Origin of the sequence: Streptomyces luteolus (assembly GCF_029968015.1) — a bacterium.
GTDB lineage: Bacteria > Actinomycetota > Actinomycetes > Streptomycetales > Streptomycetaceae > Streptomyces > Streptomyces luteolus.
In genome coordinates, this window is record NZ_JASCIS010000024.1 from 82,469 (window position 1) to 96,837 (window position 14,369).

Consider the following 14,369-nt stretch of genomic DNA (forward strand, 5'->3'; position numbering starts at 1 on the left):
CCGATGAGTCCGGGGCTCGGCGGCGGTCCACCCTGAGGAGACCCGACCGGAACAAGGAGCGCGCGATGGCAGACGACACGACCACCGACGGCATGCCCGACCTCACGCCCCAGGCGCGAGTCGTCGCCCGCCTCGCCGAGCAGGTCGACGACAGCCGGCTCGGCGATCCCACGCCGTGCCCGGAGTACGCCGTACGCAATCTGCTCGGCCACCTCACGCAGCTGGCCGTCGCGTTCCGGGACGCCGCCCGCAAGGACTTCGGGCCGACCACCGACACCGACCCGGGCAGCGGCGTCCCGGACATCGGCGAGGACTGGCGGGCCGAGCTGCGGGGCGCGCTGAGCGAGCTCGGGGAGGCGTGGCGTGATCCGTCCGCGTGGGAGGGGGAGACGCGGGCGGGCGGGGTGACGCTGCCGGCGGAGGTGATGGGGCTTGTCGCGGTCGACGAGCTGGTCGTCCACGGCTGGGACCTGGCCCGGGCGACCGGCCAGGACTACGCCCCGGACCCGGAGTGCCTCGCGGTGACGTACGGGTTCCTGGACCAGTCCCGGGCGCCGGAGGATCGCGGCGAGATCTTCGGCCCGGTGCTGGAGGTGCCCGCCGGGGCCCCGCTCCTCGACCAGGTGGTCGGCCTGGCGGGGCGCCGCCCCGACTGGCCTGCGGCCTGATTTTCCCCACCCCGCCCCTTCCCGAAAGCTTGCAGCAGCTGTTGTTCGGCTGCCGCGCCGTCGTGGCTGGTCGCGCAGTTCCCCGCGCCCCTGTCGGGGCACGTGAATTCAGCCCGTCTGGGGGCACCTCCCGGCCGGAGGCTGGGGGAGTTTGAGGACGAGCCCGCAGGGCGATCGACGGTGCCCACGTCGACGGTGCGGGACCGACTACCCGAGTGCCGCCCGCATGACCGCCTCCGCCACCGGCGCCGCCAGCCCGTTGCCGCTGACCTCCGAGCGTGCCGCGCCCGAGTCCTCGATCAGGACCGCCACCGCGACCTGCTTGCCGGAGGCGTCCTCGGCGTAGGACGTGAACCAGGCGTACGGCGTCTTCGAGTTGTTCTCGCCGTGCTGGGCCGTGCCCGTCTTGCCGCCGACCGTCAGGCCGTCGATCCGGGCGTTGGAACCCGTGCCCTTGTCCACCACCGTCTGCATCGCGGACGTCAGCTGCTCGGCCGTGCGCTCGCTCACCACCCGGTGCGAGGACGCGTCGGAGAGGTCCTCAAGGGTCGAACCGTTCCCGTCCGTCACCTCGGACACCATGTGCGGGTCGACCAGCTCACCGCCGTTCGCGAGGGCCGCCGACACCATCGCCATCTGCAGCGGCGTCGCCGTCACGTCGAACTGGCCGATGCCGGACAGAGCCGTCTGGGCCTTGTCCATCCCGGCGGGGTAGACGCTCTCGGAGGCGCGCACCGGCACGTCCCGCTCGTCGTCGTTGAAGCCGAACTTCTCCGCCGTCGCCTTCACCTCGTCCGCGCCCAGGTCGGCGGCCAGCTTCGCGAAGACGTTGTTGCAGGAGTACTGCAGGGCCGTGCGGAGCGTGGCGTCCTCGCAGGGCGCCGACGCGTTCTCGTTGCGCAGCACCGTGCTCGTGCCGGGCAGCGTGTACGGGTCGGGGCTGTCGGTGCGCTCGTCGACCGAGTTGTACAGCCCGTTCTCCAGCGCGGCCGCGGCCACCACCAGCTTGAACGTGGAGCCCGGCGGCAGCGGCTGGCGCAGCGCCCGGTTCACCATCGGCTTGTCCTCGTCCCCGGTGAGCGCCTGCCACGCCTCCCCGTCCGCGGACCCGCTGATCTTCGACGGGTCGTACGACGGGGTGGAGACCATGCCGAGGATCTCGCCCGTGCCCGGGTCCATCGCGACGGCAGCGCCCTTGGTGTCCCCGAGCGCCTCGTAGGCCGCCTTCTGCACCGCCGGGTCGAGGGTCGTGACCACGTTGCCGGGGTCGGCGTGCTTGCGGGTGACCGCGTCGACCGGGCTCTTCAGGCGGTTGTCGGTGCCGTCGAGGACGTCCTGGTAGATGCCCTCCAGCTGCGTCGCCCCGTACACCTGCGAGCTGTAGCCGGTGACGGCGGAGTAGAGCTTGCCGTCGGTGTAGGTGCGTTTGTACGCGAGGTCGCTGCCTGTCGTCCTCTCCGAACCGGTGACCGTGTCTCCGGCCACCACGATGTTGCCCAGCGGGTACGCGTACTGCTCGATCGCGTCCCGGCGGTTGTGCTTGTTGTCTGCGAGCGCCTCGCCGTCGTAGAACTGCACCCACGTCGCCCTCAGGAGAAGGGCGAGCACGAGCAGCAGCGAAAAGACCGAAGCGCGCCTGATCGTCTTGTTCATCCCACAGAGGTGACGCGTCAGGCAGCGACTGATGTTCCCTTTCGGGCGGGTTTCTCAGGAAGTCTTCATCCGCGCTGGTCCCGCGCCCCGCCCACCACACCCGCCTCGTACGCCGCGATCACCGCCTGGGTGCGGTCCCGCGCACCGGTCTTGGCGAGGACCGCCGCCACGTGCGACTTGACCGTCGCCGGGCCCACGTCCATGCGGCGGGCGATCTCCGCGTTGCTCAGGCCGGTCGCCATCAGTCGCAGCACCTCGCCCTCGCGCTCCGTCAGCCGCCCCACCCACCCCGGGGGCGCCGCGCCGGCCTGCGCGTGCGCCGTCGCCAGGGCCCGTACGGCCGCGGGAAACAGCAGCGAGTCCGACGTGGCGACCAGGCGCACCGCCTGCACCAGCTGGTCGGGCTCGGCCCGCTTCAGGAGGAACCCGGAGGCGCCGGCGCGCAGCGCGCCGTACACGTACGCGTCGTTCTCGAAGGTCGTCACGACCACGATCCGCGGCGGGGCCGCGAGCGAGCCGAGGATCTGCTCGGTGGCGCGGATGCCGTCGATCTCCGGCATCCGCACATCCATGAGGACCACGTCGGGCCGCTCCGCGCGCACCACCGACACCGCCTCCGCGCCGGTCGCCGCCTCCCCGACCACCTCGATGCCGGGCTCCGCGTCGAGGATGACCCGCAGCGCGGTGCGCACCATCCGCTCGTCGTCGGCGAGCACGACGCGCAGCGCCGCCCGCCCCGCGCCTGCCGGTACCGGCGGTGTGGTCATGGGAGAGCCTCCACAGGGAGTCGTACGTCCAGGGTCCAGGTGCCGTCGGCGGCGCCCGCGCGGGCCGTGCCGCCGGGCAGCCGGGCGCGCTCCTCGATGCCGCGCAGGCCGCGCCCGCCGTCGCTTCGCGGCTTCACGGGCGCCGTGCCGGGATTGGTCAGGACGAGGCTCAACTCCTCGTCCTTCAGGGCAAGTTGGACCGTGACCGGGCCTCCGTCGCCGTGCCGGAGCGCGTTGCTCAAGCCCTCTTGCACGATGCGGTACCCCTCGCGGCCGACGAGGGCGGTCAGGGCCGCCAGGTCTCCCTCGACCTCTGCCGTCACCGTCAGACCCGCCGCGCGCGTACGGGAGAGCAGTCCGTCGAGGCCGTCGGCGAGGGTCGGCGCGGGCAAGCTGGTCGCGTCGTCGCCCGTCCGCAACAGGCCGAGCACCGCGTCGAGTTCACCGACCGTACGGCGGGTGGTGTCCTCGATCGCGGCGAGCGCCTCGCGGACGAAGCCGGGGTCACTGTCGAGCACCCGGCGGGCCGCGCCCGCCTGCAGCGTCACGGCGCTGAGGGCATGGCCCACCGAGTCGTGCAGCTCCCGCGCGAGCCGGTTGCGCACGGCCAGGTCGGCGGCGCGGGCCTCCGCCCGCGCGAGCCGGTCCGCGGGCGTCGGCCCGAGCAGCGACGGCGCACACCGGGCGAGCAGGCCCGCGGCCGCGGCGGCGCAGGCGGCGAGCGGCACGGCCACGGCTTGACTTGCTCCTTGGGCTGAAGCCCGAGGATTCTGGACTTCTCTCCCGAAGTCTGCCCCGCTAGGCGGTGCAGACTTCAGGAGGGAACCCGTGGCTTCCTGCTTCGTTGCACTGTGCCAGAAGAGGTTCTGGTCTTATCGGCGCTCCACAGGCTGATGCCGCCAGTCCGGCGGCCCTTTTCACGTTGCGTGCGGAGTTGGTGTCCCGGTCCAGGACGGTTCCGCATGCGGGGCAGGTCCATACGCGGACGTGCAGGGGCTTGGGTCCGTCTACATGGCCGCAGTGCGAGCAGGTCTGGCTGGTCGGCTCGAACCGGCCGATCTTGATCAGGGTCCGTCCGTAGCGTTCGGCCTTGTAGACGAGCATAGCCACGAACTGTGCCCAGCCCGCGTCGTGCACACTCTTAGCCAGCCTCGTGCGCGCCAGACCGTTCACCGCCAGGTCTTCCACTGCGATCGCTTGGTTCTCGCGGATCAGCTTCGTGGACAACTGATGGTGGAATTCACGGCGCGCGTCGACGACCTGGGCATGGGCGCGGGCGACCTTCCGGCGGGCCTTCTCCCTGTTTCGGGATCCCTTCTGCTTGCGGGACAGCCCCCGCTGGGCCTTCTTCAGCTTCTTCTCCGCGCGGCGTAGGAATCGCGGAGAGTCGACCTTTGTGCCGTCGTCGAGGATCGCGAAGTGCGTCAGGCCCAGGTCGATGCCCACGCTTTGGCCGGTGTCGGGCATGCGCGCTGCGTCGGCAACCGGGTCGGTGTCGATCACGAACGAGGCGAAATACCTCCCGGCAGCGTCCTTGATCACCGTGACAGATGAGGGCGCCGACGGCAGGTGTCGCGACCACTGCACCTTGACCGCACCGATCTTCGGCAGGATCAGCCGCCCGTTGTTGGTGATTGACCAGCGGGCGTTGGCGGTGAACCGGATCGACTGCCGCGCGTCCTTACGTGACTTGAACCTTGGCGCCGCCAGCCTGGGGCCTTTGCGCTCGCCCTTGAGGGAAGCGAAGAAGTTCTTGTAGGCCGACTCGGCATCACGCAGGGACTGCTGGAGCACCACCGCGGACACCTCGCCGAGCCAGGAGCGGGTCTCGGTCTGCTTGGCCTGGGTGATCAGGCGCGTGGACAGCTCTCCAGCCTTCGGGAACGGCAAGCCCGCCTCGCGCGCGTCCTCCCGGGCCCGCACGGCGTCGTTGAATACGACCCGTGCACACCCGAATGCCCGCGCCAACAAGCCGCGTTGGGTGTGGTTTGGGTACAGACGAAAGCTGTACCGAAGCTGCATGCGAGCAACCGTACGCACATACGGCAGTGAGTATGAGCTGCAGATCAGAACGGATCGACACTGCTCCCGTTGAAGTGTGTACGTCGGCCTTTACGACCGCTTTCCTGTGCAACGTGTTCATGGGTGATCAAATGGAGATGCGGGTGGGCAGGCGAGGATCGCCGACGGCCTGGAGGGCCCGGCCGAGGCTGGAGACCCGTAGGGGCGGACGCGGGCGCGGAAACGGTGTGCGAGGTCATGCCTCCACGCTCCCGGCCGGGCCGCCGCCGCACGTCCTGCCCGAAGACGAACCGCCTCCGCCGCGCGGGGGAGGCCGGGTGAGGCCGTACGCGGAGGGCTCAGTCCAGGCGCAGCACGTACTCGGGGATCTCGGCGCCGCGCGCGTGCGCGTACCCGCTCTCCCGTGCCGTCACCGCGAAGCCGCACTTCTCCAGGACCCGGAGCGAGCCCACGTTGTCGGCGGCGGCGCGCCCGTACAGCGGACGCTCCGGGACCTCGGCGATCAGGGCGCGCAGGGCGGCCGTCGCGATGCCGTGGCCCCAGAAGGCGCGGTCGATCCAGTACGTCACCTCGCGCTCGCCCGGCTCGCCGTACACCACGGCGCTGCCGATCACGTCACCGTCGACGAGGACCGTGCGCGCCACGGCGGTGGAGGTGCGGATACCGGTCCAGTGGTCCTGGAACAGGTCCCAGTCCGCGGTCCTCGGCGAGGTGAACGCGGCGACGCGGGCGGACTCGGGGTCGTTCATTAGCCGGTAGAAGACGGGCAGATCGCTGTCGTGGACCGGGCGCAGCGCGACTGCATAGGCGGGCCGATGCATCAGAGCCTCCGGGTGGCGAGTGTCAGCCGGTCACGGGCGTCGAACAGCGCGTCCTTGATCATCTGCTCGTGCCCCGGCGTGAGCCGCGCCACCGGCACCGAGCAGCTGATGGCGTCGCGCGCGGGTGTGCGGTACGGGATCGCGACGCCGAAGCAGCGCAGGCCCAGGGTGTTCTCCTCGCGGTCCACGGCGAAGCCCTGCTCGCGGATCTGGTGCAGCTCCTCGATCAGCTTCTCGCGGTCCGTGAGGGTGTTCTCGGTGAGCGGCGCGAGCGTCTCCGGCAGCATCTTGCGGACCTGCTCGTCGGTGTGCGTGGCGAGCAGCGCCTTGCCGAGCGAGGTGGAGTGCGCGGGCAGCCGGCGGCCGACGCGCGTGAAGGGCCGCAGATAGTGCTGGGACTGGCGGGTGGCCAGATAGACGACGTTGACGCCGTCGAGCCGGGCCAGGTGGATGGTCTCCGAGGTGTCGTCGGAGAGCCGGTCGAGCGTGGGCCGGGCGGCGGCCACGACCTCGTCACCATCGATGTACGAGGTGCCCACGAGCAGAGCCCGCACCCCGATCCCGTACCGCGTGCCCGTGGCGTCCGTCTCCACCCAGCCGAGCTCCACGAGGGTGCGAAGCAGCATGTAGAGGCTGGACTTGGGATAGCCGACGGCCTCCTGGACCGCCGCGAGGGAGTGCATTCCGGGCCGGCCTGCGAAATACTCGAGCAACTCCACGGTCCTAACCGCGGACTTGACCTGCGCCCCACCGCTGGCCTCGGCAGCCGACATCGCCCTTGACCCCTTCGTTCGCCTGGACATAGCCTCCGACTCCACCATTCACCCTCGGAGACGTCGTTCACCATAACGAACGCCCTGGTGGGTGGGGCCACGTCGGCGGTAATTCCCTCCGGCAATCACGTGGCGGCACCAACAGTCACATCTGGTCACACCAGGAGGAACCGGCCGTGGCAGCATCCCCCGCCCCAGTCTGGAGTGTCGATCCCCGAACGGGGAAGCCGCGCGAGCAAGTTGCGGTGGAGGCCACCCCCGCAGAGGTCGACCAGGCCGTGCGGACCGCCCACGCCGCACGCGCCGCGCTCGCCCCCCGGGACGTCCGCGCCGCGTTCCTGCGCACCGCCGCCGACCTGCTCGACGAGCGCGCCGAGCACGTGATCGAGGCCGCCGACGCGGAGACCGCCCTCGGCCCCGGCCGCCTCACCGGTGAACTCGCCCGCACCACCTACCAGTTGCGGTCCTTCGCGGACGTCGTCGACGAGGGCGCCTACCTCGACGTGCTGATCAGCCGCGCCGACGCCACGCAGACCCCGCCCTGGCCCGACCTGCGCCGCTACAAGGTCCCGCTCGGCGTCGTCGCCGTCTACGCGGCCTCCAACTTCCCGCTCGCCTTCTCCGTGCCCGGCGGCGACACCGCGAGCGCGCTCGCCGCGGGCTGCCCCGTCGTGATCAAGGCCCACCCGGACCACCCCGCCACCGCCGAACTCTGCGCCGACGCGCTGCGCCGCGCCGCCGAGCGGGTCGGACTGCCCGGCGACGTCGTGCAGTTGGTGCACGGCTTCGAGGCGGGCGTGGAGCTCGTACGGCATTCGCTGGTCGCGGCCGCCGGATTCACGGGTTCGGTACGCGGCGGCCGCGCGCTGTACGACGCCGCGGCCGCCCGCCCGCACCCGATCCCCTTCTACGGCGAGCTGGGGTCCCTGAACCCGGTCGTGGTCACCGAGGCCGCGGCCGCCGAACGGGCCGAGGAGATCGGCGCCGGACTCGCCGCGTCCATGACGCTCGGCGTCGGCCAGTTCTGCACCAAGCCGGGACTCGTCCTCGCCCCCGCGGGAGAGCCCGGCGACCGCCTGGTCAAGGCCCTCACGCACGAGGTCAGCGAGGTCGAGGCGGGCGTCCTGCTCGACCACCGGATGCGCGGGGCGTACGTCGACGGCGTGCGCGCCCGTGCCGAACTCCCCGACGTGGACGCCCCGGTGACCCCCGGCGCGGGCGGCGAGCACACCGTCGGCGCGGGCTGCCTCACCGTGCCCGCCTCCCGGCTCGCCGCCGAGGGCGCGCACGACCTGCTCCTGGAGGAGTGCTTCGGCCCGGTCACGGTGGTCGCCCGGTACGCGGACGCCGCCGAGGCCACCGCCGTACTGTCCCGGCTCCCCGGCAACCTCACCGCGACACTGCACCTCTCCGCCGCCGAGTCCGCGGGCGGGAGCGACCGGGGTGCACAGCTCCTCGCCGAGCTCACGCCGCTCGCCGGGCGCGTGCTCGTCGACGGCTGGCCCACGGGGGTCGCGGTGGCCCCCGCCCAGCATCACGGCGGCCCGTACCCGGCGACGACCTCCACCTCCACCTCGGTAGGCGCCACGGCCATCGAGCGCTGGCTGCGGCCCGTCGCGTACCAGAACACCCCCGAGGCCCTGCTCCCGCCCGAACTGCGCGACGACAACCCGCTCGGGGTGCCGCGCCGCGAGCAGGGGTGAATCTGTTGCTGCTCCCTGAACTGCCCTTCCCCCTGCGGGAGTTCGGGCCCGACGGAGGCTGGTCGTACGAGAACGGCGTGCTCACCGGCCGTGCGGGCGCCGGGCAGGACCGCTTCGTGCCGCCCGGCGGTGCCGCGCTCGCCCCGGCCTCCGACGCGCCCCGGCTGCTCGGCGCGCCCGAGGGCGACTTCCAGCTGATCGCGCGCGTACGGGCCGAGCTGCGGGCGCCGGGAGACGCGGGCGTCCTGTATCTCCACGTCGGCGAGCGCGAGTGGGCCAAGCTCTGCCTGGAACTCTCCCCGGACCGGCCGTACGTCTGCACGGTCGTGACCCGCGGCTACTCGGACGACGCGAACGCGTTCGAGGTTCGCGGCGAGTATGTCTGGCTCCGCATCGCGCGTACGGGGAAGGTGTTCGCGTTCCACGCGTCGGTGGACGGCGTGCGGTGGACGTTCGTCCGCGTCTTCACCCTGGGCGAGGAGCGGGCGGCCCGCGCCGCGCTCGTGGGCTTCATGGCCCAGTCCCCGAAGGGGGAGGGGTGCGGGGTGCGGTTCGAGCAGGTCCGTTTCCGGGAGTACGGGCTGGGGGCGCTGCGGGACGGGTCGTAGGCCGCGGGCGCGATTCTCCCCTCCCCGCCCCTTCCCGGCTGTGTCGATATGCGGCTGGCGCCGCGTGGCCTGCCGGACGGGCCTCCTCAAACGCCGGAGGGGCTGAAAAATCAGCCCCTCCGGCGTTTGAGGAGCGGGGTCTGGGGCGGAGCCCCAGTTCGGGAAGGGGCGGGGAGGGGAAGAATCAGCCCGCGGCGAGCCGAGTGAACGTCGCCCGGTACGCCGAAGGCGTCAGCCCCGTGCGCCGCTGCACATGCTGGCGCAGCGAGTCCGCCGTGCCGAGACCACAGGCACGGGCAACCTGCTCCATCGGCAGAGACGTCGTCTCCAGCAGCTCCTTCGCCCGCTCGATCCGCTGATGCAGCAGCCACTGCAGCGGACTCACCCCGGTCTCCGCGTGAAAGCGCCGGCTCAGCGTCCGCACGCTGACCCCCGCATGCCGCGCCAGCTCGGCGAGCGTGAGCGTGCGGTCCAGGTTTCGCATCGCCCACCCCCGGGTGTCCTTGCAGACGTTGCCCCGCTCCGCCGGCAGCGGCGTCTGCGTGAACTGGGTCTGGCCTCCCGGCCGCACCGGCGCGACCAGGGCGAGCCGGGCCACCGTGTTCGCCACCGCGGCCCCGTAGTCCGTACGGATCATGTGCAGGCACAGGTCGATCCCCGCCGCGTACCCCGAGGCCGTCATGACCTGCCCGTCCTGGACGTAGAGCACATCGCCCTGCACGTCCACCGACGGATAGCGGCGCCGCAGCTCCGCGGCCAGGCCGTGGTACGTCGTCGCCGCGCGCCCTTCGAGCAGCCCCGCCTCGGCGAGCACGAACGCCCCGCTGCAGATCGACGCGATCCGCTTGCCCGCGGCCTCCGCCGCGCGCACCGCCGCCACCACGCGCGGGTCCGGCGCGTACCGGCGCCCGGTGCCCGCGACCACCACCGTGTCGGCCTCCGCCACGGCGTCCAGGCCGCGCTCCACGCGCAGTTCGAGTCCGCCGGACGTGACGATCGTGCCGGGCTCGGCGGTGCACACGACCAGCTCGTAGCCCGGACCCCCGCCCACCTCGACCTTCTCGAAGAGCAGCTCCGGCACGGACAGGTTGAACATCGACACGGGCGAGGGCGCGATCACCGCGACCCGGTGCGGCAACGGCATGGCCAGAACCTCCGGACGTATGGCATTCAAGCCACTACTCTACGCCCGCGGAGATCGACAAGCTGAGCGCATGGCAGTCACCACCGATCGGCCCGAACACTCCGACTCCTCCCAACAGCCGCTGAAGCAGGGGCAGTTGGAGCCCGGCCGGGCCACGACCTCCCCGGCGCTCACCCTCCTCGCCGCGCTCCTCGGCTTCGCCCTGATCACCCTGGACGCGTCCATCGTCAACGTCGCGCTCCCCGCCATCGGCGACGCACTCGGCGGCGGCATGACCGGCCTGCAGTGGGTGGTCGACGCGTACACCCTCGCCTTCGCCGCCCTGATGCTGTCCACCGGCGCCTTCTCCGACCGGGCCGGCGCCGGCCGCGCCTACGGGATCGGCATCGCCCTGTTCACCGCCGCGTCCGTGGCCTGCGCACTCGCCCCGAGCCTCGGCCTGCTCATCGGCGCCCGCGTCGTCCAGGGCATCGCCGCCGCCGTCGTCCTGCCCGCCTCGCTCGCCCTCGTCCGCCAGGCGTACGCCGACGCCACCGCGCGGGCCCGCGCCGTCGCGCTGTGGGCGGCGGGCGGCTCCGTCGCCATCGCGCTCGGCCCGGTCGCGGGCGGCGCCCTCACCACCGCCTGGGACTGGCGCGGCATCTTCCTCGTCAACCTGCCCCTCGGCGCGGCCGCCCTCGCTCTCCTGGTCCGCGCCCCACGCACCGAACGCCGCCCCGCGCCAACCCCCCTCGACCTGCCCGGACAGCTCACCGCCGTCGTCGCCCTGACCGCGCTCACCTTCGCCGTCATCGAGGGCGGTACGACCGGCCTCGTCTCCGGCGCCGTGGCGCTCGCCGCCGGTGCGCTCTTCCTGTACGTCGAGTCGCGTCAACCGCACCCGGTCGTCCCGCTCGACCTGTTCCGCGACCGGTCCGTGGCCGTCCTGATGGCCGCGGGCGCCGCGTGCAGTGTCGCGTTCTACGGTGTGACCTTCGTCTTCAGCCTGTTCTTCCAGCAGGTGCAGGGGCGTTCGGCTCTGGAGGCCGGGCTGATCTTCCTGCCGATGACCGGTCTGATCGCGGGCACCAACGTCGTCGCGGGCAAGCTGGCCGGACGGTACGGTCCCCGGCTGCCCATGCTCATCGGCCAGGCCCTGGCGAGCCTCGGCTTCCTGCTCGTCCTCCCCGTCGACGCCACCACACCCGCCCTCCACCTCGCCCTCCTCCTCGTGCCGCTCGCCCTCGGCTGCGCGCTGACCATCCCGCCGCTGACCGCCGCGATGATGGAAGCCGTCCCCGCGGAACGCGCCGGCGTCGCGGCGGGCGTCCTGAACTCCGCCCGCCAGGTCTCGGGCGCCCTCGGCATCGCGACCTTCGGCGCACTCCTGGCCGAGGACTTCCTGCCGGGGCTGCGGGTGAGCATGCTGATCAGCGCGGGGCTGCTCGCGGTGACGGGAGTGGGCACGCTTCTTCTCCCCTCCCCGCCCCTTCCCCGCTGTGCCAATATGCGGCCGGCGCCGCGTGGCCTGCCGGACGGGCCCCCTCGATCGTCGGCGGGGGAGAACTCAATCCCACGCGACCGAGAGTGACTTGGGCGACCAGTGGATGAGGGTCGGAGACATCTCCACCGGCCCGCCCGCCGCCAGGCGAAGCGACGGCAGGCGCCGTGTCAGCAGGTCCAGCGTCGTGTGGAGCTGCGCGCGGGCCAGGCTCGAGCCCGGGCAGGCGTGTGGGCCGTGGCCGAAGGCCAGGTGGTGGGTGCGCGGCCGGGAGGGGGCGTACGTGTCCGGGTCCGCGGTCAGGGACGGATCGCGGTTGGCCGCCGCGTACGACACGAACAGCGAGGCGCCGGGCGGGAGTTCCGTACCGCTCAACGTGACCGGACGGGTCGTGAGCCGGAAGAAGCCCTGCACGGGCGACCCCCACCGGGCCGCCTCCTCGACGGCCTCCGGGATCGACTCCGGATGCGCGCACAACCGCTCCCACAGCGACCGCTCCGCGAGCAGCCGATGCACCACTGTGCCGATCAGCGCCGTCGTCGTCAGATGGCCCGCGGCCAGCAGGTTCTGCAGGTTGGACACCACCCGGGCGAGCAGCTCGTCCGACAGCGCGCCCGCGTCCGGCGGGGCGAGCGCGCGGGTCAGCTCCGAGATCAGGTCGTCGCCGGGCCGCTCGCGCCGCCGCACCACGTGCCCGGCGAGCAGCCGCTGCAGCGCCACCACGTCCCGCGCCGCCCGCACCTGCGCGTCCACCGGCAGCGTGCGGAACAGCAGGGCCTCCGCCTGCCGGCTGCCGCGCAGCGCCACCTCTGTCTCCGCCTCGTCCAGGCCGTAGAGGCGGCAGATCACCTCGGCGGGCAGCGGCCGCGCGTACGCCTCCATCAGCTCGGCCCCGCCCCGCGCCGTGAACGCGTCGATCAGCGAGCCCGCCCGTGCCGTCACGAACTCCCGCACCGCCGCCACGCGCGGCGCCGAGAGGCCCCGTACGACCGGAGCGCGCAGCTCCTGATGGGTCTCGCCGTCCGAGGACAGCACCACGGGCCCGCCACCAGGCCCCTCGGCGAGCACCGCGAGCGCCTCGGGCGCGGGCCGGGCGGGGGGCCGCAGCGCACGCGCCGAGGAGAAGTCCTCCGGACTGCGCAGCACCTCCCGCACGTCCTTGTAGCGCGAGACCAGCCAGGCGTCCCACTCCGGTACGAAGGTGAGGCCCGGGGTGTCGCGGGCGCGCGCGTACAGCGGGTACGGGTCGCGCGCGAGCGTGTCGAGTGCGGCCCTGTGCTTGCGGTGTTCCCCGTGATCGGTCATCGGGCCATCCTGCTCGGCCCGTCCGCCGGGCGACAGAATTGGTTTCGGCCACCGCGCGCCCCTCTGCGAGACTCCGGCCATGCTGACCATCAGAGACGCCGGGGAGCGGGACTGGGACCGGATCTGGCCGTTCTGGCAGCGGATCGTGAGCGCGGGGGAGACCTACTCCTGGGACCGGGACACCCCGAAGGACGCGGCCCGGGCCCTCTGGATGCCGCCCGGCGCGCGGGTGTTCGTGGCCGTCGACGACTCCGACCCGGACACCGTCCTCGCCTCCGCGTCCGTGAAGCGGAACTACGGCGGACCGGCCGCCCATGTCGCGGGCGCCGGGTTCATGGTCGACCCGGCCCACACCGGCCGCGGCATCGGGCGCCGCCTGGCCGAGCACGTACTCGACGCGGCCGCGAAGGACGGGTACGAGGCGATGGTGTTCAACGCCGTGGTCGAGACCAACCCGGCGCTCGACCTGTGGCGCTCCCTCGGCTTCGCCGTCGTCGGCACGATCCCGGAGGCCTTCGAGCACCCCACGCGGGGGCGGGTCGCGCTGTACGTCATGCACCGCGCGCTGTGACGCGGGAATGCGCGGTCCCGGTGCCACGTTGACCACCCCGTACCGCCACCCCCGTACGGAGAAGAGAAGCAACACCATGCGCGTCGAGATCTGGAGCGACATCGCCTGCCCCTGGTGCTACATCGGGAAGGCCCGGTTCGAGCAGGGCCTCGCGACCTTCGCCCACCGCGACGCCGTCGAGGTCGTGCACCGCTCCTTCGAGCTCGACCCGGACCGCCCCAAGGGCGACACCGCCCCGGTGATCGACATGCTGGCCCGGAAGTACGGCCGTACCGTCGAGGAGGCCCGCGCCATGGAGCAGCACGTGGCCGAGAACGCCCGGGCCGAGGGCCTCGGCTACCGCACCGAGGGCCGCGACCACGGCAACACCTTCGACATCCACCGGCTGCTGCACCTGGCCAGGGCGCGCGGCCGCCAGGACGAGCTGCTCACACTCGCCTACCGCGCCAACTTCGCCGAGGAGCGCTCCGTCTTCGACCCCGAGGTGCTGCTCGCCCTCGCCGTCGAGGCCGGACTCGACGAGGCCGAGGCGCGGGCGGTGCTCGCCGACGAGGACGCCTACGCCGACGCGGTGCGTGCCGACGAGCGCGAGGCCGCCGAACTCGGCGCCACCGGCGTGCCGTTCTTCGTCCTCGACCGGCGGTACGGCGTCTCCGGCGGCCAGCCCGCCGAGGTGTTCGCCCAGGCCCTGGAGCAGGCGTGGGGCGACCGGGCCCCGCTGACCGCCGTCACCTCCGTCACCTCTGACGGAGACAGCTGCGGCCCCGACGGCTGCGAGGTTCCGCAGGTCAAGGGCGACGTATAAGCACCGCTTGGGGCCACCCCGTAACAACGCGCAATGGACGAGGGGTTGG

At 72.6% G+C, this 14,369-nt stretch carries 13 protein-coding genes and 1 pseudogene; 6 read left to right on the forward strand and 8 right to left on the reverse strand.

Translation table 11 applies throughout. From position 1 onward, the window contains the following. The first annotated feature begins 65 nt into the window (after positions 1 to 65). Complete coding sequence (locus tag QIT00_RS23235) at positions 66 to 668, forward strand: TIGR03086 family metal-binding protein (protein ID WP_282537296.1); 603 nt, start codon at positions 66 to 68, stop codon at positions 666 to 668. Positions 669 to 875: 207 nt separating this feature from the next. Here QIT00_RS23235 and QIT00_RS23240 read toward each other — a convergent pair whose 3' ends face one another. From QIT00_RS23240 to QIT00_RS23265, 6 genes and pseudogenes are all read right to left on the reverse strand, one after another. Further along, on the reverse strand, positions 876 to 2,321 hold the full coding sequence (locus tag QIT00_RS23240; RefSeq protein WP_282537297.1) for a peptidoglycan D,D-transpeptidase FtsI family protein: 1,446 nt from the start codon (positions 2,319 to 2,321) through the stop codon (positions 876 to 878). Between the two features lie 65 nt (positions 2,322 to 2,386). Continuing rightward, a complete protein-coding gene (locus tag QIT00_RS23245; RefSeq protein ID WP_282537298.1) occupies positions 2,387 to 3,088 on the reverse strand; it encodes a response regulator transcription factor in 702 nt (233 codons plus the stop codon). Continuing rightward, positions 3,085 to 3,798, reverse strand: a pseudogene (locus QIT00_RS23250) (sensor histidine kinase); the annotation flags it as partial. The pseudogene QIT00_RS23250 and the gene QIT00_RS23245, both read right to left, overlap by 4 nt. An 88-nt stretch (positions 3,799 to 3,886) precedes the next feature. Beyond that, positions 3,887 to 5,110 (reverse strand): RNA-guided endonuclease InsQ/TnpB family protein, encoded by a 1,224-nt coding sequence (locus QIT00_RS23255; RefSeq protein ID WP_282537299.1) that lies wholly within the window; start codon positions 5,108 to 5,110, stop codon positions 3,887 to 3,889. A 338-nt stretch (positions 5,111 to 5,448) separates the two neighbouring features. After that, complete coding sequence (locus QIT00_RS23260; RefSeq protein ID WP_282537300.1) at positions 5,449 to 5,931, reverse strand: GNAT family N-acetyltransferase; 483 nt, start codon at positions 5,929 to 5,931, stop codon at positions 5,449 to 5,451. Then, positions 5,931 to 6,704, reverse strand: a complete 774-nt coding sequence (locus QIT00_RS23265; protein ID WP_282537301.1) for an IclR family transcriptional regulator — start codon at positions 6,702 to 6,704, stop codon at positions 5,931 to 5,933. The genes QIT00_RS23260 and QIT00_RS23265 overlap by 1 nt, the downstream gene beginning before the upstream one ends. Positions 6,705 to 6,880: 176 nt before the next feature. Here QIT00_RS23265 and QIT00_RS23270 point away from each other — a divergent pair, with 176 nt between their 5' ends. After that, entirely contained in the window at positions 6,881 to 8,407 is a 1,527-nt protein-coding gene (locus QIT00_RS23270; protein ID WP_282537302.1) for an aldehyde dehydrogenase (NADP(+)), read from the forward strand. Positions 8,408 to 8,412: 5 nt separating this feature from the next. Further along, on the forward strand, positions 8,413 to 9,015 hold the full coding sequence (locus tag QIT00_RS23275; protein ID WP_282537303.1) for a DUF1349 domain-containing protein: 603 nt from the start codon (positions 8,413 to 8,415) through the stop codon (positions 9,013 to 9,015). A 184-nt stretch (positions 9,016 to 9,199) separates the two neighbouring features. Here the strand turns inward: QIT00_RS23275 and QIT00_RS23280 are convergent, their stop codons facing one another. Beyond that, complete coding sequence (locus QIT00_RS23280; protein WP_282537334.1) at positions 9,200 to 10,159, reverse strand: GlxA family transcriptional regulator; 960 nt, start codon at positions 10,157 to 10,159, stop codon at positions 9,200 to 9,202. A gap of 70 nt (positions 10,160 to 10,229) precedes the next feature. Between QIT00_RS23280 and QIT00_RS23285 the strand changes: the two genes are divergently transcribed. Further along, positions 10,230 to 11,729 (forward strand): MFS transporter, encoded by a 1,500-nt coding sequence (locus tag QIT00_RS23285; RefSeq protein ID WP_282537304.1) that lies wholly within the window; start codon positions 10,230 to 10,232, stop codon positions 11,727 to 11,729. On the opposite strand, the gene QIT00_RS23290 is transcribed toward QIT00_RS23285, so the two are convergent. Next, positions 11,706 to 12,944, reverse strand: a complete 1,239-nt coding sequence (locus QIT00_RS23290) for a cytochrome P450 (protein WP_282537305.1) — start codon at positions 12,942 to 12,944, stop codon at positions 11,706 to 11,708. The genes QIT00_RS23285 and QIT00_RS23290 overlap by 24 nt on opposite strands. 82 nt (positions 12,945 to 13,026) lie before the next feature. Between QIT00_RS23290 and QIT00_RS23295 the strand changes: the two genes are divergently transcribed. Beyond that, complete coding sequence (locus tag QIT00_RS23295) at positions 13,027 to 13,515, forward strand: GNAT family N-acetyltransferase (protein ID WP_282537335.1); 489 nt, start codon at positions 13,027 to 13,029, stop codon at positions 13,513 to 13,515. A gap of 76 nt (positions 13,516 to 13,591) precedes the next feature. Next, on the forward strand, positions 13,592 to 14,320 hold the full coding sequence (locus tag QIT00_RS23300) for a DsbA family oxidoreductase (RefSeq protein WP_282537306.1): 729 nt from the start codon (positions 13,592 to 13,594) through the stop codon (positions 14,318 to 14,320). Positions 14,321 to 14,369 lie beyond the last annotated feature (49 nt).

Excerpts from the sequence above, each read along its gene's own strand:
- QIT00_RS23265 (WP_282537301.1), bottom strand. The coding sequence starts at position 6,704 with ATGTCGGCTGCCGAGGCCAGCGGTGGGGCGCAGGTCAAGTCCGCGGTT.
- QIT00_RS23280 (WP_282537334.1), bottom strand. The coding sequence starts at position 10,159 with ATGCCGTTGCCGCACCGGGTCGCGGTGATCGCGCCCTCGCCCGTGTCG.
- QIT00_RS23255 (WP_282537299.1), bottom strand. The coding sequence starts at position 5,110 with ATGCAGCTTCGGTACAGCTTTCGTCTGTACCCAAACCACACCCAACGC.
- QIT00_RS23240 (WP_282537297.1), bottom strand. The coding sequence starts at position 2,321 with ATGAACAAGACGATCAGGCGCGCTTCGGTCTTTTCGCTGCTGCTCGTG.
- QIT00_RS23260 (WP_282537300.1), bottom strand. The coding sequence starts at position 5,931 with ATGCATCGGCCCGCCTATGCAGTCGCGCTGCGCCCGGTCCACGACAGC.
- QIT00_RS23290 (WP_282537305.1), bottom strand. The coding sequence starts at position 12,944 with ATGACCGATCACGGGGAACACCGCAAGCACAGGGCCGCACTCGACACG.
- QIT00_RS23245 (WP_282537298.1), bottom strand. The coding sequence starts at position 3,088 with ATGACCACACCGCCGGTACCGGCAGGCGCGGGGCGGGCGGCGCTGCGC.
- QIT00_RS23235 (WP_282537296.1), top strand. The coding sequence starts at position 66 with ATGGCAGACGACACGACCACCGACGGCATGCCCGACCTCACGCCCCAG.
- QIT00_RS23285 (WP_282537304.1), top strand. The coding sequence starts at position 10,230 with ATGGCAGTCACCACCGATCGGCCCGAACACTCCGACTCCTCCCAACAG.
- QIT00_RS23300 (WP_282537306.1), top strand. The coding sequence starts at position 13,592 with ATGCGCGTCGAGATCTGGAGCGACATCGCCTGCCCCTGGTGCTACATC.